The organism is Xenorhabdus thailandensis (genome assembly GCF_037996785.1).
Taxonomy (GTDB): domain Bacteria; phylum Pseudomonadota; class Gammaproteobacteria; order Enterobacterales; family Enterobacteriaceae; genus Xenorhabdus; species Xenorhabdus griffiniae.
The window spans coordinates 630,494-653,766 of the sequence record NZ_JBBMXF010000012.1; the positions used below are offsets into that span (position 1 = coordinate 630,494).

The 23,273-nt window shown below is 42.0% G+C and carries 20 protein-coding genes, 1 tRNA gene and 2 pseudogenes; 9 read left to right on the plus strand and 14 right to left on the minus strand.

Going from position 1 to position 23,273, the window contains the following annotated elements; translation table 11 throughout:
* Positions 1-103 precede the first annotated feature (103 nt).
* A complete protein-coding gene (gene serS / locus AAC853_RS13125; protein WP_338882736.1) occupies positions 104-1,393 on the plus strand; it encodes a serine--tRNA ligase in 1,290 nt (429 codons plus the stop codon).
* Positions 1,394-1,591: 198 nt separating this feature from the next.
* Here serS and pflA read toward each other — a convergent pair.
* The 4 genes and pseudogenes from pflA to ycaO form a co-directional block, all read right to left on the minus strand.
* Positions 1,592-2,333: pseudogene (gene pflA / locus AAC853_RS13130) on the minus strand (pyruvate formate lyase 1-activating protein).
* Between the two features lie 79 nt (positions 2,334-2,412).
* Positions 2,413-4,695 carry a formate C-acetyltransferase gene (pflB, locus tag AAC853_RS13135; protein ID WP_340614800.1) on the minus strand — a complete coding sequence of 761 codons (2,283 nt, stop codon included), beginning with the start codon at positions 4,693-4,695 and terminating at the stop codon, positions 2,413-2,415.
* 54 nt (positions 4,696-4,749) lie between these two features.
* Positions 4,750-5,607 (minus strand): formate transporter FocA, encoded by an 858-nt coding sequence (focA, locus tag AAC853_RS13140; protein ID WP_338882733.1) that lies wholly within the window; start codon positions 5,605-5,607, stop codon positions 4,750-4,752.
* Between the two features lie 391 nt (positions 5,608-5,998).
* Positions 5,999-7,762: a 30S ribosomal protein S12 methylthiotransferase accessory factor YcaO gene (ycaO, locus tag AAC853_RS13145; protein WP_340614801.1), complete on the minus strand. Its 1,764-nt coding sequence runs from the start codon at positions 7,760-7,762 to the stop codon at positions 5,999-6,001.
* A gap of 147 nt (positions 7,763-7,909) precedes the next feature.
* Here ycaO and ansB point away from each other — a divergent pair, with 147 nt between their 5' ends.
* Positions 7,910-8,953: an L-asparaginase 2 gene (gene ansB, locus AAC853_RS13150; protein WP_340614802.1), complete on the plus strand. Its 1,044-nt coding sequence runs from the start codon at positions 7,910-7,912 to the stop codon at positions 8,951-8,953.
* Between the two features lie 27 nt (positions 8,954-8,980).
* Here the strand turns inward: ansB and AAC853_RS13155 are convergent, their stop codons facing one another.
* The 5 genes and pseudogenes from AAC853_RS13155 to AAC853_RS13175 form a co-directional block, all read right to left on the minus strand.
* Complete coding sequence (locus AAC853_RS13155) at positions 8,981-9,742, minus strand: IS5 family transposase (RefSeq protein ID WP_340614803.1); 762 nt, start codon at positions 9,740-9,742, stop codon at positions 8,981-8,983.
* Between the two features lie 57 nt (positions 9,743-9,799).
* Positions 9,800-10,078 carry a DUF7823 domain-containing protein gene (locus AAC853_RS13160; RefSeq protein ID WP_340614804.1) on the minus strand — a complete coding sequence of 93 codons (279 nt, stop codon included), beginning with the start codon at positions 10,076-10,078 and terminating at the stop codon, positions 9,800-9,802.
* Between the two features lie 2 nt (positions 10,079-10,080).
* Positions 10,081-10,431: a Thoeris anti-defense Tad2 family protein gene (locus AAC853_RS13165; RefSeq protein WP_340614805.1), complete on the minus strand. Its 351-nt coding sequence runs from the start codon at positions 10,429-10,431 to the stop codon at positions 10,081-10,083.
* Positions 10,432-10,637: 206 nt separating this feature from the next.
* Positions 10,638-10,775, minus strand: a pseudogene (locus tag AAC853_RS13170) (Arm DNA-binding domain-containing protein); the annotation flags it as partial.
* Positions 10,776-10,986: 211 nt separating this feature from the next.
* Positions 10,987-11,074, minus strand: a tRNA-Ser gene (locus AAC853_RS13175).
* A 181-nt stretch (positions 11,075-11,255) separates the two neighbouring features.
* Between AAC853_RS13175 and tusE the strand changes: the two genes are divergently transcribed.
* Positions 11,256-11,585, plus strand: coding sequence for a sulfurtransferase TusE (gene tusE / locus AAC853_RS13180; RefSeq protein ID WP_338803108.1), 330 nt, complete (start codon positions 11,256-11,258; stop codon positions 11,583-11,585).
* A gap of 15 nt (positions 11,586-11,600) precedes the next feature.
* On the opposite strand, the gene yccX is transcribed toward tusE, so the two are convergent.
* Positions 11,601-11,879 carry an acylphosphatase gene (yccX, locus tag AAC853_RS13185; RefSeq protein WP_338882691.1) on the minus strand — a complete coding sequence of 93 codons (279 nt, stop codon included), beginning with the start codon at positions 11,877-11,879 and terminating at the stop codon, positions 11,601-11,603.
* A 229-nt stretch (positions 11,880-12,108) separates the two neighbouring features.
* Here yccX and hspQ point away from each other — a divergent pair, with 229 nt between their 5' ends.
* A complete protein-coding gene (gene hspQ / locus AAC853_RS13190) occupies positions 12,109-12,429 on the plus strand; it encodes a heat shock protein HspQ (protein ID WP_189760833.1) in 321 nt (106 codons plus the stop codon).
* A 64-nt stretch (positions 12,430-12,493) separates the two neighbouring features.
* Here the strand turns inward: hspQ and AAC853_RS13195 are convergent, their stop codons facing one another.
* A complete protein-coding gene (locus AAC853_RS13195; protein WP_338882692.1) occupies positions 12,494-12,907 on the minus strand; it encodes a CoA-binding protein in 414 nt (137 codons plus the stop codon).
* Between the two features lie 91 nt (positions 12,908-12,998).
* On the opposite strand from AAC853_RS13195, the gene mgsA reads away from it, so the two are divergent.
* Entirely contained in the window at positions 12,999-13,457 is a 459-nt protein-coding gene (mgsA, locus tag AAC853_RS13200) for a methylglyoxal synthase (RefSeq protein ID WP_189759254.1), read from the plus strand.
* A gap of 25 nt (positions 13,458-13,482) precedes the next feature.
* Here mgsA and helD read toward each other — a convergent pair whose 3' ends face one another.
* A complete protein-coding gene (gene helD, locus AAC853_RS13205) occupies positions 13,483-15,537 on the minus strand; it encodes a DNA helicase IV (RefSeq protein ID WP_340614806.1) in 2,055 nt (684 codons plus the stop codon).
* Positions 15,538-15,603: 66 nt separating this feature from the next.
* On the opposite strand from helD, the gene yccS reads away from it, so the two are divergent.
* Complete coding sequence (gene yccS / locus AAC853_RS13210) at positions 15,604-17,769, plus strand: YccS family putative transporter (RefSeq protein ID WP_340614807.1); 2,166 nt, start codon at positions 15,604-15,606, stop codon at positions 17,767-17,769.
* A gap of 88 nt (positions 17,770-17,857) precedes the next feature.
* Here the strand turns inward: yccS and AAC853_RS13215 are convergent, their stop codons facing one another.
* Entirely contained in the window at positions 17,858-18,481 is a 624-nt protein-coding gene (locus AAC853_RS13215; RefSeq protein ID WP_338882696.1) for a TfoX/Sxy family DNA transformation protein, read from the minus strand.
* Positions 18,482-18,722: 241 nt separating this feature from the next.
* On the opposite strand from AAC853_RS13215, the gene sulA reads away from it, so the two are divergent.
* Together sulA and ompA are read left to right on the plus strand one after the other, a co-directional pair.
* Positions 18,723-19,295, plus strand: coding sequence for an SOS-induced cell division inhibitor SulA (gene sulA / locus AAC853_RS13220; protein WP_340614808.1), 573 nt, complete (start codon positions 18,723-18,725; stop codon positions 19,293-19,295).
* Positions 19,296-19,651: 356 nt separating this feature from the next.
* Complete coding sequence (ompA, locus tag AAC853_RS13225; protein WP_340614809.1) at positions 19,652-20,776, plus strand: porin OmpA; 1,125 nt, start codon at positions 19,652-19,654, stop codon at positions 20,774-20,776.
* A gap of 67 nt (positions 20,777-20,843) precedes the next feature.
* Here the strand turns inward: ompA and matP are convergent, their stop codons facing one another.
* On the minus strand, positions 20,844-21,293 hold the full coding sequence (gene matP, locus AAC853_RS13230; protein ID WP_338882699.1) for a macrodomain Ter protein MatP: 450 nt from the start codon (positions 21,291-21,293) through the stop codon (positions 20,844-20,846).
* Between the two features lie 208 nt (positions 21,294-21,501).
* Between matP and AAC853_RS13235 the strand changes: the two genes are divergently transcribed.
* The gene (locus tag AAC853_RS13235) at positions 21,502-23,232 is read left to right on the plus strand and encodes an AAA family ATPase (RefSeq protein ID WP_340614810.1); all 1,731 of its coding nucleotides are present in this window, start codon (positions 21,502-21,504) and stop codon (positions 23,230-23,232) included.
* Positions 23,233-23,273 lie beyond the last annotated feature (41 nt).

A 23,273-nucleotide genomic window follows, 5' to 3' on the forward strand; every position in this document is an offset into this window, starting at 1 on the left:
ACGGTAAGGTTTATATCCAACAATGCCAAATTACAGCTAAAAGCTGTAGTTTTTGACGATTTTTCAATAACCATTTTTCAATAACAACAAGCACAGGACTAGCATGCTCGATCCAAATATACTGCGTAATGAGCTAGACGCAGTCGCCGAAAAACTGGCTCGCAGGGGTTATACCCTTGATGTGGAGACGCTGCGCAAATTAGAAGAGCGCCGTAAAGTTTTACAAGTTGAAACTGAAACCCTGCAAGCAGAACGTAATTCCCGATCGAAGGCTATTGGTGCAGCGAAAGCCCGTGGTGAAGATATTGAACCACTGCGTCAGGAAGTGAATCTATTGGGAGAAAAATTGGATTCAGCAAAAGCTGAACTGGACACTTTGCAGGCTGAGATCCGTAGTATCGCATTAAGCATGCCCAATATTCCTGATGATTCTTCTCCTGACGGAAAAGATGACAGTGATAACCTGGAAATTAGCCGTTGGGGTGAACCACGTCAATATGACTTTGAAGTCAAAGACCACGTATCACTAGGTGAACTGACTGATGGCCTTGATTTTGCGGCTGCGGTTAAATTAACTGGCTCACGTTTTGTCGTAATGAAAGGACAGATCGCTCGTCTGCACCGTGCCATTACCCAGTTCATGCTGGATCTGCATACAGAACAGCATGGCTATCTGGAAACTTACGTCCCTTATCTGGTTAACCATGATTCTTTATATGGTACAGGTCAGTTACCTAAGTTTGGTGAAGATCTGTTCCATACCAGACCATTGGAAGAAGAGGCTGGCAGCCAATATGCTTTGATTCCAACTGCGGAAGTCCCGGTTACTAACTTAGTTCGTGATGAAATTTTGGATGAAAGCGTATTGCCATTGAAGATGACGGCGCATACACCTTGCTTCCGTTCTGAAGCAGGTTCTTATGGCCGTGATACCCGTGGCCTTATCCGTATGCACCAGTTTGATAAAGTTGAGTTGATTCAAATTGTTCATCCAGAAAAATCCATGGAAGCCCTGGAAGAATTGACAGGGCACGCTGAGAAAGTATTACAGTTACTGAATCTTCCTTACCGTAAAATGCTGCTGTGCACGGGTGATATGGGGGCAAGCGCAAGAAAAACTTACGATTTGGAAGTTTGGCTACCAGCGCAAAATACTTACCGTGAAATTTCCTCTTGTTCTAACACATGGGATTTTCAGGCTCGTCGTATGCAAGCGCGTTTCCGTGGTAAAGATGACAAGAAAACTCAGTTGGTACATACATTGAATGGTTCTGGTCTTGCGGTGGGCCGTACCCTGGTTGCTGTGATGGAAAACTATCAGCAGGCGGATGGCCGCATTGAAATCCCAGAAGTATTGCGCCCTTATATGAATGGGTTGGAATACATTGGTTAATGCCATCTATACGCATTAAACTTCAAGCTGCAATTTACAACACGATATGAAACCTGATTTCTCCCCGCTTCGCGGGGAGAAATTACATACATCTTGAAGTGAGATTGGTATATTCTTAATAAAAAAAGCGCCAATATTATTCGGCGCTTTTTTTACGGGTAAATTAATAACTGAAAGGCAGATAGCAGTCATTCATGACTAATAAATCACATGATGCCCATAACTTTTTAGAATACCTTTTACTCTCTCCATTGTTTCTTTTGGAGGCGGTTTAACACCTTCCAGTTTATAATCTTCACCCATGGCAATCCATTTATGTTTACCCAATTCGTGATAAGGTAATAGCTCTATTTTTTCAATATTTTTCATATTCTTGGTGAATTCACCAAGTAAATGAACGGATTCGATCGTCATCAGACCAACCGGGAACAACAACATAACGGATCCACGTTTTTTGATTACGTTTTGCCAGATAACGGGCAAATTCGAGAGTCCGATGATTGGACACGCCAATTAATTTTTGGTGAATATCATCATTGAGCTGTTTTAAATCCAGCATAACCAAATCGGTAGCATCCAATAATTCATCGATCACCGGATCATAACGGCGAACAAAGCCGTTAGTATCCAGGCAGGTATGAATGCCCTCTGCATGACAAGCCCTGAACCAGTCCCGAACAAATTCGGCCTGAAGAATGGCTTCACCACCGGAAGCGGTGACTCCACCCCCTGAAGCATTCATAAAATGGCGATAGGTCGTTGCTTCTTTTATTAATTCTTCAACGGTTACGGTTTTTCCGCCATGGGTATCCCAAGTATCGCGGTTATGGCAATAGAGGCAGCGCATCAGGCAACCTTGGAAAAACGCGATAAAGCGGATACCGGGGCCATCTACGGTTCCGCAAGATTCAAAAGAATGGATACGGCCAAGTACGGACATGAAAGGACTTCTCCAAAACTAGCAAGCTAATAAAGGCCCCAAGATTAAAGGAGCCTTTATTATCTGTCATTTTTAATAATTACATGGTTTGAGTAAATGTACGGGTGATAACATCTCGTTGCTGTTCTTTAGTCAAAGAATTAAACCGCACCGCGTAACCCGATACGCGAATAGTCAATTGCGGATATTTCTCAGGGTGTTCCATGGCATCCAACAGCATTTCGCGGTTCATCACGTTAATGTTCAGATGCTGACCACCTTCGATATCTGCTTCGTGATGGAAATAACCATCCATCAGGCCCGCCAGATTTGCTTTACGAACTTCATCATCTTTACCCAGCGCATTCGGTACGATAGAGAAAGTGTATGAAATACCATCTTTGGCATAGGCAAATGGTAGTTTCGCCACCGAAGTTAATGAAGCAACCGCCCCTTTTTGATCACGGCCGTGCATTGGATTAGCACCTGGTCCGAATGGCGCGCCAGCTCGACGTCCATCAGGAGTATTCCCCGTTTTTTTGCCATAAACCACGTTTGAGGTAATGGTCAACACAGACTGGGTTGGAACTGCATTGCGGTATGTTTGCAGCTTCTGAATTTTCTTCATGAAGCGTTCAACCAGATCACACGCGATATCATCGACCCGCGGATCGTTGTTACCAAATTGTGGGTATTCGCCTTCAATGTTGAAATCAATTGCCAGGCCATCTTCATCGCGGATTGGGGAAACTTTCGCATATTTAATGGCAGATAATGAGTCAGCGGCAACGGACAGACCTGCGATACCACATGCCATGGTACGGTATACATCACGATCGTGCAGTGCCATTAGTGAAGCTTCATAGCTGTATTTGTCATGCATGTAGTGGATAATATTCAGGGCAGTGACATACTGTTTTGCCAGCCAATCCATGAAGTGATCCATACGCGCCATAACTTTGTCATAATCCAGCACCGCGTCTTTCATTGGTTCTTCTTTCGGGCCAACTTGCATTTTCATTTTTTCATCTACACCGCCGTTGATGGCATATAGCATAGTTTTTGCAAGGTTTGCGCGGGCACCGAAGAACTGCATTTGTTTACCAACCACCATTGGGCTGACACAGCATGCGATAGCGTAATCATCGCTGTCGAAGTCAGGACGCATCAGATCGTCATTTTCATATTGCAGGGATGAAGTATCGATCGAAACTTTTGCTGCGAACTTTTTAAAGTTAACAGGCAGTTTTTCAGACCACAGGATGGTCATGTTAGGCTCTGGTGATGGTCCCATGGTATATAGCGTATGCAGGAAACGGAAACTGTTTTTTGTAACCAGAGTACGGCCATCCAAACCCATACCCGCCAGCGATTCAGTTGCCCAAATGGGGTCACCAGAGAACAGCTCATCATATTCTGGAGTACGCAGGAAACGCACCATACGCAGTTTCATGACCAAATGGTCTATCAGTTCTTGGGCTTGTTGTTCAGTCAACTTACCCGCTTGAATATCACGTTCAATGTAGATATCCAGGAAGGTAGAAACACGCCCAAAGGACATTGCAGCACCGTTTTGGGATTTCACGGCTGCCAGATAAGCAAAATAAGTCCATTGTACGGCTTCTTTGGCATTGGTAGCGGGGTTAGCAATATCATAGCCATATTTAGCCGCCATCTCTTTGATTTGACCAAGAGCACGATGCTGTTCGGCAAGTTCTTCGCGCAGGCGAATGGTTGCTTCCAAATCTTCGCCATTTTCCAGGTTTTCCTGTAGGGAAGTGAATTGAGTAAATTTCTCATCACGCAGGAAATCAATACCATACAACGCAACGCGACGGTAATCGCCGATGATGCGCCCACGGCCATAGGCATCAGGCAAGCCAGTTAATACACCAGATTTACGGCATTTCAGGATATCGGGGGTGTAAACATCAAATACCCCCTGATTATGGGTCTTACGATACTCAGTGAAAATTTGTTTCAGTTTTGGGTCTAGTTCGCGGTTATAGGCTTTACAAGAACCTTCAACCATTTTAATGCCACCAAATGGAATAATGGCGCGTTTCAGTGGCGCTTCGGTTTGCAGACCAACAATTTGTTCCAGATCTTTTTCAATATAACCTGCATCATGAGAGGTAATTGTAGACGCAATGTCAGTATCAAAATCTAGCGGTGCATGGGTGCGGTTTTCGATTTTGATACCTTCCATGACTTTTTCCCACAAAGCGTCTGTTGCTTTTGTGGCACCCGCAAGGAATGATTCATCTCCTTCATATGGGGTGTAGTTTTTTTGGATGAAATCACGGACGTTGACTTCATTCTGCCAGCTACCCTCGTTAAAGCCTTGCCATGCTACTGAGAATTTTTCGTTTAACTCGGACATGATACTTCTACCTTTTAACAGTGGAACTTTTAAGAAACTTGATTTGGCGGCGAATTAATGTTTTTTGCTGCCACGTAAATAAATCAACCAATAAGTCAACCCAACCAATATCGCACCACCAATAACGTTACCTATCGTGACAGGGATCAGGTTATCGGTAATAAAGCTTGAAACATTAAGTTGTGGAAATCGTTCAGGGGTTGTCCCTGTTTTCAGCCAAAATTCATCTGGTGCGAAGTTTTTGATAATGATCCCGAATGGAATTAAAAACATGTTAGCGATACTGTGTTCAAAACCGCTGGCGACAAACATGCCAATTGGCAGGATCAACGCGAATAACTTATCTATCAGACTGCGTCCGGCATAGCTCATCCAGACAGCAAGACATACCATCAGATTGGCTAAAATGCCCAGGCATACTGCCTCAATAAAGGAGTGGTGCATTTTATGATCGGCTGTCTGCAATACATTTAACCCCCAAGTACCATTGGCGACAGTATATTGGCCGGAATACCAAACCAAAGCGACGAAAAACAGAGCGCCAATCAGATTACCGATATAAACGTTAATCCAATTTTTGAACATTTGAGACCAGGTAATACGTCCTGTCGCTTTTGAAATGATCGTCAACACGGTGGAAGTAAAGAGATCGACGCCACAAATAACGACCAACATCAAACCAAGGGAAAAACAGATCCCACCCGTTAATTTAGCTAACCCATAAGGAATGGAAGATGTTCCTGTTGTTGCCGTAATATAAAAAACAAAAGCAATGGAAATAAATACACCTGCCATGATTGCCGATAAATAAGTCACTGTAGGATGTTTATTGACTTTATATACACCAATGTCATCAGCGATTTGTGCCATTACAGCAGGTGAAAATAAATTGAAAGGGCTGTCAGTTTTCATCCTAACACTCTCTTTATCCTTAATTAATCATAGCACGCATTGATAGTAACAAACGGGGATTGACCTGAATTTGATATGGATCATATTAGACCGAAAGTCTAATGAGATATAGCCGTTTAAATGAGGTGATATGGTATTAATGATATGATTTATAAAGAAAAATATATTTTAAAATTTATAAAAATATTTTATATAAGCAGTTTTAGCCTTTTAGATCTTAAAAGTAAAATAACAGGCTAAATTGTCATTTATTTGTTATTTCAAAATAAATTATATTTAACCTGTATTTTACTTTTTACGGTTAATAAACGTTAATATACCAATCTAACTTTAAGATGCGTGTGATTTCTCCCCGTGAAACGGGGAGAAATCAGGTTTCATATACAACAGCTTATTTATTGCTCCAAAATTCACGCTTGGCTTTTTGCAATTTTTCATAAGCATTTAATAATGCTTGATGGGCTGGTAATGCTTTTAACTCTGAGTCAACAGACCATAGACCATAGAAGCTGTTTTCTCCGGTAATGGCTGCTGAAGCAGCATCGACAGTGTCTTGACCGTACATTTTTACAAATGCCTGATAATATTGCTCTGGTTGGCGATCTTCTTCTTGAGTTAACAGTAACAGCGTTTGCAGGCAGCGGTAATAGTTCGCTCGCTCAGTGGTGAAAACGGAAGCATTGAAATCCTGTGTCCATTCCACCCAAATCAAGGCTTGTTCCAAATCTTTGCCTGCCAGTGCCAGCATCGATTTCAATTCACCGATACGCAGATTGCTCCAACCGTTATCTTTACCCACAGCAATGCCCAATAACTCACGGACACGGGTAAAGTCATCCAAGCCTTCATCATCTAACTGTTCGAGAAGAGCCAGATACTCTTCTGGCTGCCATTGACTCTCCGGCAATGCCAGGATGGTATCACGCAGATGAGTTCCCATTATGTTATTGGCAATGTGCAGATCTTCGACAGGATAAATATCTGACATACCAGGAACCAGAATGCGGCAGGCGTAAACACCAAGGTGCTCATAATCAGCGATATAAACTTCAGCATCCAGTTTATTGAAGATCCCCATCAAGGTGGAGAACTCTTCTTCTGTTGTTCCACTGAAATTCCAGTCAGTAAATGCATAGTCCGCATCCTGTTTGAAGAGATCCCAACTGATTACACCGCTCGAATCAATAAAGTGAGTTTCCAGATTGGTATGTTCAGAAACTTCTTCATTATCAAAGCTTGGTGGCGTGAAGACATCCAGATCTTTCAGGCTCCGGCCTTGCAACAGTTCTGTGACTGTGCGCTCCAATGCAACACCAAAATCAGGATGGGCACCAAAGGAGGCAAAACAGGTGCCATTATTAGGATTGAACAGTACAACGCAAATGACCGGGAACTGCCCACCCAGTGAGGCATCGTAACAATAGAGTGGAAAACCTTCTTCCTGCAACTTATTGACTGATTCAACGACGCTTGGGTAGCGATCCATAATATCTTGTGGAATTTCAGGCAGACTGATGCATTCTGCGATAATGCGGTTTTTCACATAGCGTTCGAATACTTCAGATAATCCCTGCACACGTGCTTCGTTCATAGTATTGCCGGCTGACATGCCGTTTGAAACATACAAATTTCCGACAATATTCATTGGAATATAAATCGTTTGATTATCTGACTGGCGAGTAAATGGCAGGGCGCAGATCCCCCGTTCTTCATTACCAGACTGCAAATCCACTAACTGGCTAGCACAGAGCGCGTTATCTGGATTGTAAAAACGATGCAGACGTTCGTCTAAAATCCCTTCTGGCAGAGAGTCATCTTCTGGCAACGGGAACCATTTTTCATCTGGATAATGAACAAACTCGCCATTGGCAACGGTATTACCCAGATAAAAATCAGCAAAGAAATAGTTTGTCGATAGACGCTCAAAATACTCACCCAAAGCAGAAGCCAATGCCGCTTTCTTGCTGGCTCCCTTGCCATTGGTAAAGCACAGTGGGCAGTCACGATCGCGAATATGTACTGACCAAACATTCGGAACAGGATTCAGCCATGAGGCTTCTTCAATATTAAAACCAAGGGACTTCAATTTGTGCTGAAAGCGATTAATGGAGTCCTCTAACGCGGCGTCTTTGCCTGGGATATAGGTTTGCGTCATCGTGATTCACTTCAATTTATGTTAAAGGCGCATATCATACGGCGTTTTTTTTATCCACTCTATCAATTCCAAAAAATTATTGTTAATTAGAGTTTATTTATTCTTGGTTTACATAATAAAATGGCTTTTTTTACAAGAGGTTGAATAATGAAAAAGACTAAAATAACAGCAATAGCCGGTTTTCTGGCTTTAGTTAGCGGTTCTGCTTTCGCTTTGCCAAATGTTACTGTTTTGGCCACAGGGGGCACGATTGCTGGGGGTGGTGAATCTGCAACGCAATCTAATTATACAGCTGGTAAGGTAGGCATTGATGCCCTGCTGAATGCTGTACCGGCAATTAAAAATATTGCTGATTTGAAAGGTGAGCAGGTCGTCAGCATCGGTTCTCAGGACATGAACGATCAGGTGTGGTTGGCTCTGGCGAAGAAAATCAATGCAGAATGTGACAAAACCGACGGGTTTGTGATCACCCACGGTACTGATACCATGGAAGAAACAGCTTATTTCCTCGATCTGACCACTCAATGCCAGAAGCCTATTGTGATGGTTGGCGCAATGCGTCCATCTACAGCGCTGGGTGCTGATGGTCCGTTGAACCTGTACAACGCCGTGGTTGTTGCTGCGGATAAAAACTCGGCAAACCGTGGTGTCCTGCTTGCCATGAATGATTCCGTTATTCATGGCCGTGATATCAGTAAACTGAGCACAACGGCAGTTCAGGCATTTCAGGCTGTGAATGCTGGTGCACAGGGCTTCGTTCACAATGGAAAAGTGCGTTACTATTCTGCGGCACCAGTGAAAGCGAATAAAGAAGTTTTTGATGTGAGCACACTGGATAAATTGCCAAAAGTTGGCATCGTTTATAACTACTCCAATGCGTCTGATTTGCCAGCAAAAGCTTTCGTTGAAAATGGCTATCAAGGCATTATCAGCGCCGGTGTAGGTAACGGTAACATCTATAAGTCCATTTTTGACACATTAGCTAAAGCGGCCAAAGAAGGTGTTGTTGTTGTTCGCTCCAGCCGTATTCCTTTCGGCTACACTACCCAAAATGCTGAAGTTAACGATAGCAAATATGGCTTTGTGGCTTCAGAGCGTTTGAACCCACAGAAAGCCCGCGTTCTTCTGCAATTAGCTCTGACGCAAACTTCTGATGTAGAAAAAATTCAGGAAATGTTTGGTAAGTATTAGGGGCTGTTGACGTTTTGAGTTCACCATTTACTCAACCCACATCGGTAACCATATAATGACAAACGCCAGTGCCAACATACTGGCGTAATTTCGCGCCAATTTATCGTATCTTGTCGCAATAGCTCGAAAATGTTTTATTCTGGCAAACGCATTTTCGACCAAATGCCGATAACAGTATAAAACTTCATCAATACTTTTATCGGGTTTTCGGCTATTTTTTCGATAGGGAATGACCGTTTTTGAACCTTGTTTTTCAACGAAATCTCTGAAAGTACCGCTATCGTAACCTTTATCCGCGATCACAAAATCGGATGCGGGTGAATGGGTGACCAAACTTTCTGCATGTACAATGTCGTGCGTTTGACCCCCTGACAGCTCAAAATGGACAGGCAAACCATAACTGTCTACGGCCAAATGAATTTTAGTCGAACGTCCACCTCGACTTTTACCGATGGCTTCATCTTCTGTTGAAGTTGCCCCTGAGCTATGTTGATGAGCGCGGATAATACTCCCATCAATGAATAACCATTCGGTGTCTGTATTTTCAGATAACAATTTGAATAATAATTCAAAAACACCTTTCTTTGACCAGGCGTTAAAGCGCTTAAAAAGCGTATTCCATTTGCCAAATTCATCGGGTAAATCCCGCCACGGACATCCCGTTCTCATTCGATAAAGGATCCCTTCGAAAGTCAGGTAATGCGCGTCTTTGTGGTAAATACATCCATGTTGTTGCATTAATACAGCTAGCGTATTCCATAAAGATTTTGATAACATTGTTCTTGGCATGATGAGCTGGGGTAATGGTTTTTTCGCGAAGACAATGATACCAGATCATCATGCTGTTCAAACTTCCCTCCACGAAACGTCAACACGCCCTAGTGTTTTACCAAGGTTATAGGTGATACCATCAACTGTGATAAGAAGCGTTTTTTCAAAAAGCTCACTTTGGGAATCTACTGTATCAAAACTAAAATAATCCTCGTCAGCCCAATAAAAACCAACGATCTCACCAACATTGCACTTATCATATTTTATATCTATGTTACCGATAGAAGGACGAGAACTCTCATCTTCTCCTATGAATCCCCAAAATTCAGTACCGCCAGCCTGACTATGACCCAAGGTCAGATCAAAAACTCAGGCTGTGGTTTTATTTCCGGTTTCACTAATTCCCAATCACAGGCCATCATATCCTCTTGTGTAGGTTGCCAAGATGTCGTTCCCTCTTTATCCACCACCTCAATCTGAGCTAGGATATTATTATCAGTTGAACCTGGAAGAAGCTTTATATATTGAACTTCTGCATCCCAACCATTACGGCGAACTAATTTCCCGACATATACTTGAATTAACGCCCACGGAAAAGAACCGTCTGGTGCCACATTGTCAACTTCGACATCAATCGTCTTCTTATATTGGTATTGGTCGGGATCAAACGGACATTGTTTATTATCCAACTTATTAACGTCAGACATCATTTCCTCATTTATTTATCGTTAAAGTTTAAGGTCATTTCATCTACTGCTAACTAGCCAGTTAATATTACTTAAGGTAGATTTTTATCTCAATGAGATGCAGTCTCACAATGATTAATACGCATTAATATAGGGCATCGCATTATAAAATATGACTATTCACTAAGTCAGTAATCTGCTGGGGTGTAAATTTGAAGTTTAGTACTGGCGAGTAACTTTTCTTTTCCTGCAATGCGGTATTTCAGTCGCCAGTATTTAGAACCGGTTGTCTTTACCAGCAGATATAAACCGCCGCCATCCGATAGCTTAAAATCTTTATCTTGGGGTTTTACTGTTTCAACTTGTCAGGTTGTTAGTTTCATATTTCTAGCATCCTTGCCCCTCACAGTAACGGGAGTATTTTTTTAGGGGGTACAGAAAGTTACCCCTATATATACCCCCTGACTGGGGTACATTGCAATAGATGCCAGTAGACGTTGATAGCGCTTTATTTGGGAGTTTTCGTTGATTTTACTGGAAAAAGTAGACTTTAAGAGATGCTGCGAGAAGTGTAGATGGCGGAGGAGGAGAGATTCGAACTCTCGGATGGTTTCCCATCGGCGGTTTTCAAGACCGCTGCCTTCAGCCGCTCGGCCACCCCTCCGCGATGTCGAGCACTATAAACATCACAGTTACCAATGTAAAGTATTTATCTGTTCAACTGCGGTTAATTTACTCACAACACTGTCTGTTGGTCTATTTATTCGGCATGTTGAGTAATCTTTCTTGGGGATAGTGGTGATTTTTGCTAAATTGCGGCCATCGTTATTGGATGGTAGAAAGTTATGTTGGTATTTGAAGGTCGTGAGATCGAAACTGATGCACAAGGTTATCTAAAAAACTATCGTGATTGGCAAGAAGCTATGGCTCCTGTCATTGCCGAACAGGAAGCAATCGCTCTAACCGAACAGCACTGGGAAGTTATCCGTTTTGTACGTGAGTTTTATGAAGAATTTAATACTTCACCCGCTATTCGTATGCTAGTCAAAGCGATCGCCCAAAAATATGGTGAAGAGAAAGGGAATAGCCGTTACCTCTATCGCCTGTTTCCCAAAGGGCCTGCAAAACAAGCAACAAAAATTGCCGGCCTTCCCAAACCAGTCAAGTGTATTTGATTTATTCATCCGTCACTAATGACGGATGCTAAAATCACTCATCTCTTCTACTTCACAAAACTGAGCCTGAAAATGTTCTATTTTAGCGCCCGGAGGCCCACCCTGCTCCAGCCAATGTGTTAACATTTTGATTTGTGCATCATTGCCACAAGCGACAATCTTCACACTTCCATCATTCATATTACGAACATATCCCGCCAGCTTATTTTTCTTTGCCCAACGGTAAGTGTGATAACGGAATCCAACTCCCTGTACCCTGCCGTAAACATAAATAGTCATGCTGCATTTAGTCATCGTTATATTCCTCCCAGATAAGATGGTAAGAACTTTGAAACGTTAAACCCACTTTTGTTATTGTATTTTATATACGCAACAGCTAATCTGAAATTATGAGATGGCGGTCACATGCCATCCTGATTTCAAAAATCATGCAAAATTCCGGCTACCATCACCGGGTGCGCGCTTGAAATTTACCTTACCGCCCTTATATAAGAGTCATTGCAAGGTTTCTTTGGAGGTGGCTATGATGATCGCCAGCAAATTCGGTATCGGCCAGCAAGTACGACATAGGTTGCTGGGTTACTTGGGTGTTATTGTAGATATTGATGCTGAATATTCTTTAGAACAACCGCAGGAAAATGATATTGCATCTAATGCTACCTTACGTTCAGCGCCGTGGTATCACGTTGTGATGGAAGATGACAATGGTCAACCTATTCATACTTATTTGGCAGAAGCCCAATTGACTTACGAAACATCAGATGAACATCCAGAACAATCTTCTCTGGATGAGTTAGCCGAATCTATCCGCAGTCAATTACAAGCGCCACGGCTACGAAATTAAATACTTTTATTACCGTTAACCAATCACTCTAAGGTGGTGAATAATAAACCAATCGCTGCCTTATTCACTTTTCTATCCCCAACCGCGGGATTTCAATTTTTGGACAACGATCCATCACAACATCTAATCCTTCATTTTCTGCCAATAATTTTGCTTCTTCATTGATAATGCCACTTTGTAACCAAAGGACTTTTGCACCAATGGCGATGGCTTCCTCCGCAACACCATAAACAGCTTCTGCGTTGCGAAATACATCAACCATATCGACGGGTTGTTTAATATCAGATAATTGGCTCACAACTGGCTGGTTCAATAAAGTCCGTCCTGCCAGTTTAGGACTGACAGGAATAACTTGATATCCCTGCTTTAGTAAGTATTCCATGACCTTATAACTGGGGCGATCTGTTTTCTCACTCGCTCCAACTAACGCGATGGTTTTTACTTTTCCCAAAATATCCACTATATATTGATCATTCATTTTGTCCTCCCATATTCTCCACAGCATTTTTCATCTGGTTTATCTGCTACAGTGTTTATGATAAATAATTCATTTATATAAAGGCATCTCTATGGAATCAACTGTTCGCACCTTACCTGAATCGAAAAAAATTGCGCTTGTCGCACACGATCATTGTAAAAACTCCTTGCTGGCCTGGGTTAATAACCACCATGCTTTGTTAGAAAAACATACTTTATATGCCACAGGAACGACGGGGCATTTAATTCAGCAGAAAACAGGATTGCCTGTAACGAGTATGTTAAGTGGGCCAATGGGAGGTGATCAACAAATCGGTGCGCTGATTTCGGTAGGCAAAATTGATGTTTTAATCTTCTTTTGGGATCCTTTGAACGCGGTTCCCCATGATCCTGATGTTAAAGCTCTGCTACGCGTGGCAACGGTTTGGAATATTCCTGTCGCAACCAACTGTTCAACCGCCGATTTTCTTATCAACTCAGCACTTTTCTCTCAATATGTTGATATTAGCGTGCCAGATTATCAGTGCTATCTCAATGAAAGATTGCGGTGATTTCAACAGGCATCAGGAATGAAGTTTAGGGTTTACGCTGAATCGGTACGCCCAATTGTGCCAGTTGATGAATAAAAATAGATGGGGTTTCCGGTTCCTGCATTAACCAAACCTGCTTTTTTGCTCGCGTTAATGCAACGTATAACAGACGACGCTCTTCTGCATCAGGGAAATTTTCAGGTTGTGGCAATAAAACTTGCTCTATCACAGATTCTCGTGCTGGTGCCGGAAAACCGTCTTGGCCCTGTTTCAATCCCAGTATAATGACATAATCCGCTTGCTGCCCTTTAGCTGCATGAATTGTCATAAATTCAATCTTCAAATTTGGCCAACGAGTCGGTGCTTTTTTCAATAATTCAGGTTTGAGATAGTGATAACGTGCCAATAATAAGAGGGTTTCCTGCCCGGTCACATAACCACTCATCTTATTAAGTAATGCCTCTAACTGCTCTTCAGGTAAAATAACAACCGATTTTTTGCTGCCTTTTACCAGGCTACTGAGAGACTTTTTAAATTGATAAGGATTTTGTTGCACAAATTGGTTGGTAATTTCCCCAATACGGTCATTAAGACGATATGTCGTATCCAATGCACACTCAACGCCTTTACCAAAGTAGGTTGAAAATGCTGTCGTTAACGGTAATTCAGCACCACTAAAGCGATAAATTGCCTGCCAATCATCTCCCACCACAAATAAATGACTTTGCTTATTTTGTGCCTTCAATGCCGTTAGTAATCTGAGCGCCAAGGGGGAAATATCTTGAAATTCATCCATCAGAATATGTTTCCACGGGCTGATAAATCGGCCTTTCTGTAAAATATTCACCGCCTGATGGATCAAACCTGGAAAGTCGACGGCCTCCTCAGACTTCAATGCTGTTTTCCAGGCTTTCAATAAAGGCGCCATCAGCCGTAGACGTTTTTGAAATGCATCAATATAAGCAGTAGGTACTCGTTCAAGCATCTCTTTTTGACTGCCGCCCTGCATACGCATTAATTCCAGCCAACGTTCTAAACGGACCGATAAACGAATCGCCAATGACTTATCATGCCAATATTCACCTTCCGGCAATTGCCAACCCAATTCTTCATTCAACCATTCTCGCCAACCTTTAGCCTGTGATTTTTTTTCTCCGCACTGTTTTTGCCATTCTTGAACGAGAAAATCACGGCGCTTTTGCAGATTAATTTCCAGCTCGCTAATTTTTGGCGACTTATTACTGCCTTGCTGAATAATATGCAATGCCAGAGCATGAAATGTTTTTGCTTTTATTTCCTGGGTTCTCAAACGAGCCTGAATACGTTCATTCATTTTATCAGCAGCCCGACTATCGAAAGCCAACAACAAAATTTGCTCAGGAAGTGTGGATTGACGTAATAACAACCACCCTGCGCGCGCAATTAAAACAGCGGTTTTTCCACTGCCCGCTCCCGCTAATACCAGAATATTTTGCTCACCATTAATCACCGCCTGACATTGAGCGCGATCAAGTGGTGACGTTTCTATTGTCTGGAAAAATTGTCCATATTCCACCAACATATGATCAACCCATTGTCGGTTCAGCGTTTGAATTATTTTTTCACCAGCCTTTAACCAATCCAGACAAATCTCATAATTGTTCCGACAATTTTCAAATTGCGTGACTCGTTGTAATGGCAAAGGTAAAGCCTGAAATGTTTCCTTGATTTGTTGTTGTATGGAAACTAAATCAGCGGCTTTTAGCCAACGATTCTGTTGTTTGATTTTAGCTATTTCATTTACTTGAACAGCCAAAACATCAGCACTGACATCGCTCATATCGAGACTCCATTTTTGCCATTCTTTTAATAGATAATGGTAAAAACGTTGTGTTTGCTGCCATTCAGTACCATGCAAGCGAACGACTTTTCCTTCTGGCAGTTCAAATTCCAATTCCCCCCAAACAATCCCTCGCTTACACTGAATACCAATTAATTGATTAAATGGAATAAGGTACTGGTGCTTGTCACCGCTAACTTCAATGCCAGCATTCAGTAGACGTACCCGATTATAAGAGTGCCGAGCAAGGCGTTGGCCAATTTGCGTTGATTTTAGTTCCATTGTCGTGGCACCGTATCTGAAAATTGTTGAACGATTTCATCACGTAAATGTTGTTAGGAGTATTTTGTGCTAACGGTCTTGTCCCGCTCCCGCCATTTTCTGTATAACAGTCACACTCTCTATTATATCCGTATATTCATTGCCCTGACAGGAACCACTCTCATCCCCTGGCTATTGGGGAAAGAACTCAAAATAACAATTCCACTGCTGTTGGGTGTCGTTGCAGCGGCATTAACCGACCTGGATGACCGCCTGGTTGGACGATTACGTAATCTCACTATTACCTTGATTTCTTTCTTTGTTGCTTCAACTGCTATTACACTGCTGTTTCCCTATCCATGGCTTTTCATGCCTGGTTTGGCAATATCCACTTGTGGCTTTATCCTGCTTGGTGCTCTGGGGCAACGTTACGCCACCATCGCTTTTGGTGCTTTACTGATAGCCATTTATACCATGCTCGGTTCGTCAATCTTCCCTGTCTGGTATCAACAGCCTTTGTTACTGCTTACTGGCGCTATCTGGTATAACTTGCTGACGTTAACAGGCCATTTATTATTCCCTATTCGCCCCTTGCAAGAAAATTTAGCACGCTGTTACCAGCAACTTTCAGTGTATCTCTATGCTAAAACCAGCCTGTTTGATCCCGATTCTGAGGCTGGGGAATATAAACAATCTGTGTTTGATGTCGCCATGGCGAACAGTGCGTTAGTCGCAACGCTCAATCAGGCTAAAAGTTCTTTGCTTAGTCGTTTAAAGGGAGACAGGGGACAACGAGGTACTCGCCATACATTGCACTATTATTTTGTAGCCCAAGATATCCATGAACGTGCCAGTTCATCCCATGTTCAATATCAAAAACTAAGAGAAGTGTTTCGCCACAGTGATGTTATGTTCCGCGTCCAGAGATTGCTTTCCATGCAAGCGCGGGCATGTGAACAGGTTGCACAATCTATTATCCTGCGTAAGCAATATCAACATAACCCGCGGTTTGAAAGTGCGTTCAGCTACCTTGAAAGTTCGATTGAGCGTTTAAGAAATCAGCAAGGTACTGATACTAAGATTATGGCATTTGATAATTTGTTGAAAAATTTACGTGCCATTGACGCCCAATTAGCTGGGCTGGGTTCAGATCAATATCTACTTTCCCAAACCGACGCCCCAAAAGATAAACAAGAAGAAACGCAGTTATCTGAAGAAGATTTAACTGGCTGGCGTGATATAGGGTTTAGGATCAGAAGCCACCTGACACCACAATCTGCACTATTCCGCCATGCTATTCGTATGTCCATTTTGTTGTGTACTGGCTATGCCATTATTCAGCTATTTGATTTACAGCGTGGGTATTGGATCTTGCTCACCAGTTTATTTGTCTGCCAACCGAACTATAGCGCCACTCGCCGCCGTCTGGCCTTACGTGTGATGGGTACACTGGCGGGAATTTTAATTGGCCTGCCCATTCTCTATTTTGTCCCTTCCATTGAAGGCCAATTAGTATTGATTGTTATTTCTGGTATGCTGTTCTTTGCCTTCCGTAATAGTCAATATGCACATGCAACGCTCTTTATCACGCTGCTGGTATTACTGAGTTTCAATTTATTGGGTGAAGGATTTGAAGTAGCGCTACCAAGAATCATTGATACATTCGTAGGTTGTGGTATTGCTTTACTTGCCGTGAGTTTCATCTGGCCAGATTGGCAGTTCCGTCAATTACCTCAAGTGATTAGCCGCACAATGGGAGCGAATTGCCGCTATCTTAGTGCAATTTTAACCCAATACCACCAGGGCAAAAGTAATAGCCTGAATTATCGGATCGCCCGTCGTGATGCGCACAATTGTGATGCTGAACTGGCATCAGTGATCTCAAATATGGCCTCGGAACCCAAAAATTATCGTATCTCCCAAGAGGCCGCTTTTCGTCTACTATGCCTCAACCACACTATGCTAAGTTATATTTCTGCATTAGGCGCTCATCGAGGTAAACTTAACGATCCGGCAATCTTAGAAATTCTTAATAATGCAATCTGTTATGTTGAATCCACATTAGAGCAAGACCAGATGAATGATGCGATATTGCAAGCGACGGTGAATAGTTTCTTAGAAAAAATTAATCTGATACCTTCTGAAAGTAACAATAAAGTCCAGCTTATACTACAACAAATAAAATTACTCATTGAGCTATTACCGGAATTTGTTTATTTAAAAAAGCAAATTAGTGATCAAAAACCGCACTAATCATTTATCGTTACCCCAAAATCTTCTGTCGTCGCATGAAACCGGGATATAGTAGGGGCTCTCGCCCCTATTCACCAAATCTCACTTATTATGGATGCTTGTCTGAATTATAGTGAACCAGCTCGCTATGCCAGCTAATTAATTCATCACGTAATTTTTCTGGTAATACCGCAACATGACAGCCTTCTATTGCACCTGCTAATGCAAGCAACAAACTGACATTTGTTTTTTTCCTATGCTGCTGGAGCTTAAGGTAAGTCGCTTTTGCCCCTAATATTCTTAATTCTTCTACTTTAGAAATACCCACTTTCCATAACTGTCTTTCTAAAGCGATCCCTAAATTAGGAAGATCTTTAAGCCTAAGCGGTATTTTTTGTCTATTAATTATTTCTTTCATTGTGTATTGATAGGCTAAATTTACATATTCAAATAATTGTTTTTGATCCTGCCAAATTGATTCGTTAACACGGTAATACCGCAAAGTCACAGGTATTCCTCTTTTTGAATAAATAAATTTTTCCATTCCCTTGGCTTTAAATAGTATCTCAGCGTGACTATTTCCTCGTAAATAAAGCTCTCCATCAGAACTAATGGCAAATAAAACATCATCAATTAACAATCCAATGCCACCAAATTGAGATTTCTTCTTAAGCTTTCCTAGTGAAGATACACCATGTTGCAATTGAACAAAACGAGCTCCAGATAAAAACATTTTTTATCACTCCATGAATCACATTCCAAAGTAATGTTTAATCATGCCTTCTGTTAATAAAATAGATAACCAGAACAATTAATTAAAACCATACGCAATCTATTTTCAACTGCCAATCGTTAAGACAGAAAAATCCTAATTTCTGTAAATTTTTGCGAAGTGCTTTGAAAAAAAGAGGCTTGCTTTTAATCAAATATCGTTATACTGTATAAATATACAGTTTATTGTGGCGAGGAACATTATGAACATCCGATCAGCATGGAAATATCTCACTGAGAAAAAAACAGCAGCTGCCAGCACAACAGTGAACGAGCATAAAACAGACAAAAAAATGGTTGGGATGACCATGAAAAGCGTGTCTTTTGCACAATCACATCAATGCACCTCACACACGATAAAGGGCATGGTCAGTGAACTGGTTTACAATGAACACCAGCCAGTCATTAATCACATTCTTCTTCCTTTATTGCACCAATCTGGAAAGGAAAATCGATGGTTACTTTGGGTAAGTCCTAATAAGAAGTTAAGTCGCCAATGGTTAATAGATACCGGGCTTCCCTTAAATAAAGTTGTCCAACTAAACCAAATCCGTCCTATTGCTTCAATTAGTGCCATGGAAAAAGCGCTGGCAAGCGGCAATTATAGCGTTGTATTAGGTTGGTTACCGGAATTATCAGAATATCAATTAAATACGTTACAAATAGCTGCCCAAAAGGGTATAACCCTCGGTTTTATTATGCGGCCACAAAATTTATTACATCCATTTATTGCACAAAAAAATAGGCTACAAATTCACTCTAATTATTATCATTGACTTAAATTAGGATTAATCTCAATATTTTTTATTAAAAATAAGCTACTCATTGATAATCATTATTGTTTTCAATGAAAATCAATATATTAATAGTGTAAGTATTGTAAGTATTCGTCAAAAATACTTATGTTTTGTCAGTCGCTAATTAAATTTTTTGTGTCATGAGTCACAGTGTACTTGTAACTTTTTAACTTCGTTGTAGACTTTACACAGTTTAGGGAGTTGTGCTTGCCGTTCTTATATTTCAGAACACATCTTCTGATTAAAGCATGATTGCCTAACAGAACATTTTAACCAGTGGCTAACAATAAGGCTTTTAAAGCCAATTGCCTATTTGGATGATAACGAGGCGTAAAATGAAAAAGACAGCTATCGCAGTAGCAGTGGCAGTGGCAGCTTTCGCAACTACTGCTCAAGCAGCTCCAAAGGACAACACCTGGTATACCGGCGCTAAACTGGGTTGGTCTCAATACCATGACGTAAATTTCTACGGCAATGGTTATGATAACCGGATTGGCAACGGTGCTGCCCATAAAAACCAATTAGGTGCAGGTGCTTATGTCGGTTATCAAGCAACCCCATACTTGGGCTTTGAACTGGGTTACGATTGGTTAGGCCGCATAGCTTATAAAGGCAGCATTGATAATGGAGCTTTCCGTGCCCAGGGCGTTCAGCTAACGACTAAACTGAGCTACCCAGTGCTGGACAATCTGGATGTTTATACACGTCTTGGTGGTATGTTATGGCGTGCAGACTCCTCTGCAACCTACAATTCCGACTCAATAGGCGGAACTGGTGAAAAAAATCAACGCAGGCTGAAAAACAACGACAAAGGTGTTTCTCCTCTGGCCGCGATTGGTGTCGAATACGCATTGACCAAAAATCTGGCAACCCGTCTGGACTACCAATGGGTTAACAACATCGGTGATGCCACTACCGTTGGTGCCCGTCCAGATAATGGCCTTCTGAGTGTAGGGGTTTCTTACCGTTTCGGACAAGATGAAGGTGCACCGGTCGTTACCCCAGCAGCACCTCCAGTTGTGCCAGCGCCAGCGCCTGTCGTTGAAAGCAAGAGCTTTACCCTGCGTTCTGATGTTCTGTTCAATTTCAACAAATCAACCCTGAAAACAGAAGGTCAGCAGGAACTGGACAACCTTTATAACCAACTGGCTAAAATCGATCCAACCCAAGGCAAAGTTCTGGTAGTTGGTTACACTGACCGTATCGGCAGCCAAAACTACAACCTGCCACTGTCTCAGAAACGTGCCCAGTCTGTAGTCGATTATCTGGTTTCTAAAGGTATCCCAGCAGATAGCATCCAAGCAGAAGGCCGCGGTAAAGAAGATCCTGTCACTGGCTCTACCTGCGACAAAATTAAAGTTCGCTCTAAACTTATCGACTGCCTGGCTCCAGATCGTCGTGTAATCATCAACATTCAAGGTACTACTGAAGTTGTGACTCAGCCAAAAGCGGCTCAGTAATACTATTCTAATCGATTTATCAAAAGCCCCATTTAAAATGGGGCTTTATCCCTATTTATTGGCAGGATTATTTCCCTAATATTGCTTCCAGATCCTGTTTCAAACTCGACATTTGGTGAGTATATTTTTCTCGATATTCAGCATCTTCCAATAGCTGTATGATTGTTTCTGACAGGGTATTGCCACGACGTCGGGATAGCGCTGAAAGCCTCTGCCAAACATGAAAATCCAAATCAATGGATTTCTTACGTGAGTGTTGGTGTTCAGCATTAAAATGACGTTTACGCCGTGCCCGAATCGTTTGCTTCATTCGGTTAGACAAATTCGGATTCATATGCAGAGCAATCCATTTCAGTACCTTGACTGGCTCGCTTTCTAAATTCATTAATTCATTGACTGCATTTTGCGCAGCACTGTTTTCAATGTATTTAGTAATCGGCTCACCTTCACGGTGTTTTTTTGCCAAATAAGCCCATTTCCAGCCACACTCCAGATTTTCCAGTTGCTGATATTTCATTTCATCTCTCAGTGACAGCGTAACTTAAAATTAAGCATAGCAATTATTTCTTTAGATTGCCCATAACAACACAAAATATCGGCATAGTTTACAAGTAATGGAAGCGCTAGCCCAAATATCGTTTCTTTCAAAATTCTGGCATGTTGGTTCATTGCTTAATCTTGTATAATAAATGTTTCCCTTTTCACTATATGATGTAGCTATCACTTTGACGAATATAAAACTAGACTGGCAGGCATTACAGCCAAACAATGCGCCTTATCAGGCACTCTTTAATTCTGTCGCTGAATTCACCCCCATTACAATGGATGTGGTTCAACCCAGGCTGCATAGTGGGTTATCCCTTTTTTGTCAGGCCTCCCTACATCAACCTTTTATGCTGCTGAAAGCAGAAGAAAGTGATGTTTATCTGTCTCTTCTATCCAATACTATTTCTTCTTTGTTACCGGAAAGCCATCCAACTATCGGTGGTTATTACCAAATAGAACACCAAACCATTACCTGGCACGCTTCAGGGGAAGGTATTTTCGCCCCAACTGAACGGGTTGCTTACCGTGAGTGGATTGAGCCAGAACAGTTATTTGGCAATGTCTATACACACAAAGGGATACTTCAACTACAACCAGGCCTTATCCATCAAGTCAATGGTGGTATCTTAATTTTGCCTCTGCGTACCCTGCTCTCTCAGCCATTGATGTGGGTTCGTCTCAAGCAGATGATTATTCAACACCGTTTTGACTGGCTGTCACACGATGAAAATCGTTCCCTGCCACTACCAATACCTTCAATGGAGTTGGATCTACGTCTGATTTTAGTCGGTGACAGGCTCAGCCTTGAAGAACTACAGGCCATTGAACCTGAACTAACAAGCAGTGCATTGTACGGCGAATTTGAACTGGATATGCCCTTCCATACAGAAGATGATCTAACAATATGGTGCCAGTACGTTAATGGCATCATTCAGCAACAAAACTTGCCACCATTAAGTGCCGATGCTTGGCCTGAGTTGATTCAATTTGCTACCCGCTATATAGAAGATCAATTTCGGTTACCCCTGGATATTCAGTGGATACAGCAAAAATTGGCAGCCGCAACTCATTATCAGCAGGAAAAGCAGATCACCAAACATTCCCTGCAACAAGCAGAAGATAATCGTACCTGGCGCCATAGCTATTTGGCTGAACGCAGTATAGATGACATTCTGAAAGGCCAAATATTGATCCATACGCAAGGCTCAGTTATCGGCCAAATCAATGGGCTATCCGTGCTCGAATATCCTGGCCATCCTGATCCAATGGGTGAACCTTCCCGTATCAGTTGTGTTGCGCATTTAGGGGATGGAGAATTTATCGATGTAGAACGTAAGGTTGAATTAGGCGGCAATATTCATGCAAAAGGCATGATGATCATGCAGGCTTATCTAATTTCTGAATTGAAATTAGAACAGCCACAACCATTCTCAGCTTCGATTGTATTTGAACAATCCTACGGTGAAGTGGATGGGGACAGTGCTTCACTCGCTGAATTGTGTGCCCTTATCAGCGCGTTGTCACAACAACCTATCGATCAGCAAATTGCCGTTACTGGTGCTGTAGATCAATTTGGCTACGTGCAACCTATTGGTGGTGTTAATGAAAAAATTGAGAGTTTTTTCCGTATATGTCACTACCGAGGGCTAACTGGCCATCAGGGCGTCATTATTCCAACCACAAATGTTCAACACTTGTGCCTAAAGCAAGATGTTGTTGATGCAGTAAAGAATAAGCAATTTCATATTTGGGCAGTTGAACATGTTTCTGAGGCTGTATCATTGTTAACGGGTGTTCCTTACTACGATCCACAAAAAGAACACTTGTTAGCTATAATACGTGAACGCATTACACAAGCTAATATTCAAGAACGACCTCGACTTCCTTGGTTTCTCCGTTGGCTAGATTAACTCCATTGTTATCTGATCGGAGTTGTTGGGCGTACAAGTGT

Coding starts and splice junctions, on each gene's coding strand:
- AAC853_RS13155 (WP_340614803.1), bottom strand. CDS start 9,742: ATGCCAAGAACAATGTTATCAAAATCTTTATGGAATACGCTAGCTGTA.
- mgsA (WP_189759254.1), top strand. CDS start 12,999: ATGGAATCAACTGTTCGCACCTTACCTGAATCGAAAAAAATTGCGCTT.
- serS (WP_338882736.1), top strand. CDS start 104: ATGCTCGATCCAAATATACTGCGTAATGAGCTAGACGCAGTCGCCGAA.
- AAC853_RS13215 (WP_338882696.1), bottom strand. CDS start 18,481: ATGTTTTTATCTGGAGCTCGTTTTGTTCAATTGCAACATGGTGTATCT.
- tusE (WP_338803108.1), top strand. CDS start 11,256: ATGTTGGTATTTGAAGGTCGTGAGATCGAAACTGATGCACAAGGTTAT.
- hspQ (WP_189760833.1), top strand. CDS start 12,109: ATGATGATCGCCAGCAAATTCGGTATCGGCCAGCAAGTACGACATAGG.
- ompA (WP_340614809.1), top strand. CDS start 19,652: ATGAAAAAGACAGCTATCGCAGTAGCAGTGGCAGTGGCAGCTTTCGCA.
- ansB (WP_340614802.1), top strand. CDS start 7,910: ATGAAAAAGACTAAAATAACAGCAATAGCCGGTTTTCTGGCTTTAGTT.
- AAC853_RS13165 (WP_340614805.1), bottom strand. CDS start 10,431: ATGTCTGACGTTAATAAGTTGGATAATAAACAATGTCCGTTTGATCCC.
- AAC853_RS13195 (WP_338882692.1), bottom strand. CDS start 12,907: ATGAATGATCAATATATAGTGGATATTTTGGGAAAAGTAAAAACCATC.
- sulA (WP_340614808.1), top strand. CDS start 18,723: ATGAACATCCGATCAGCATGGAAATATCTCACTGAGAAAAAAACAGCA.
- helD (WP_340614806.1), bottom strand. CDS start 15,537: ATGGAACTAAAATCAACGCAAATTGGCCAACGCCTTGCTCGGCACTCT.
- pflB (WP_340614800.1), bottom strand. CDS start 4,695: ATGTCCGAGTTAAACGAAAAATTCTCAGTAGCATGGCAAGGCTTTAAC.
- focA (WP_338882733.1), bottom strand. CDS start 5,607: ATGAAAACTGACAGCCCTTTCAATTTATTTTCACCTGCTGTAATGGCA.
- yccX (WP_338882691.1), bottom strand. CDS start 11,879: ATGACTAAATGCAGCATGACTATTTATGTTTACGGCAGGGTACAGGGA.
- ycaO (WP_340614801.1), bottom strand. CDS start 7,762: ATGACGCAAACCTATATCCCAGGCAAAGACGCCGCGTTAGAGGACTCC.
- matP (WP_338882699.1), bottom strand. CDS start 21,293: ATGAAATATCAGCAACTGGAAAATCTGGAGTGTGGCTGGAAATGGGCT.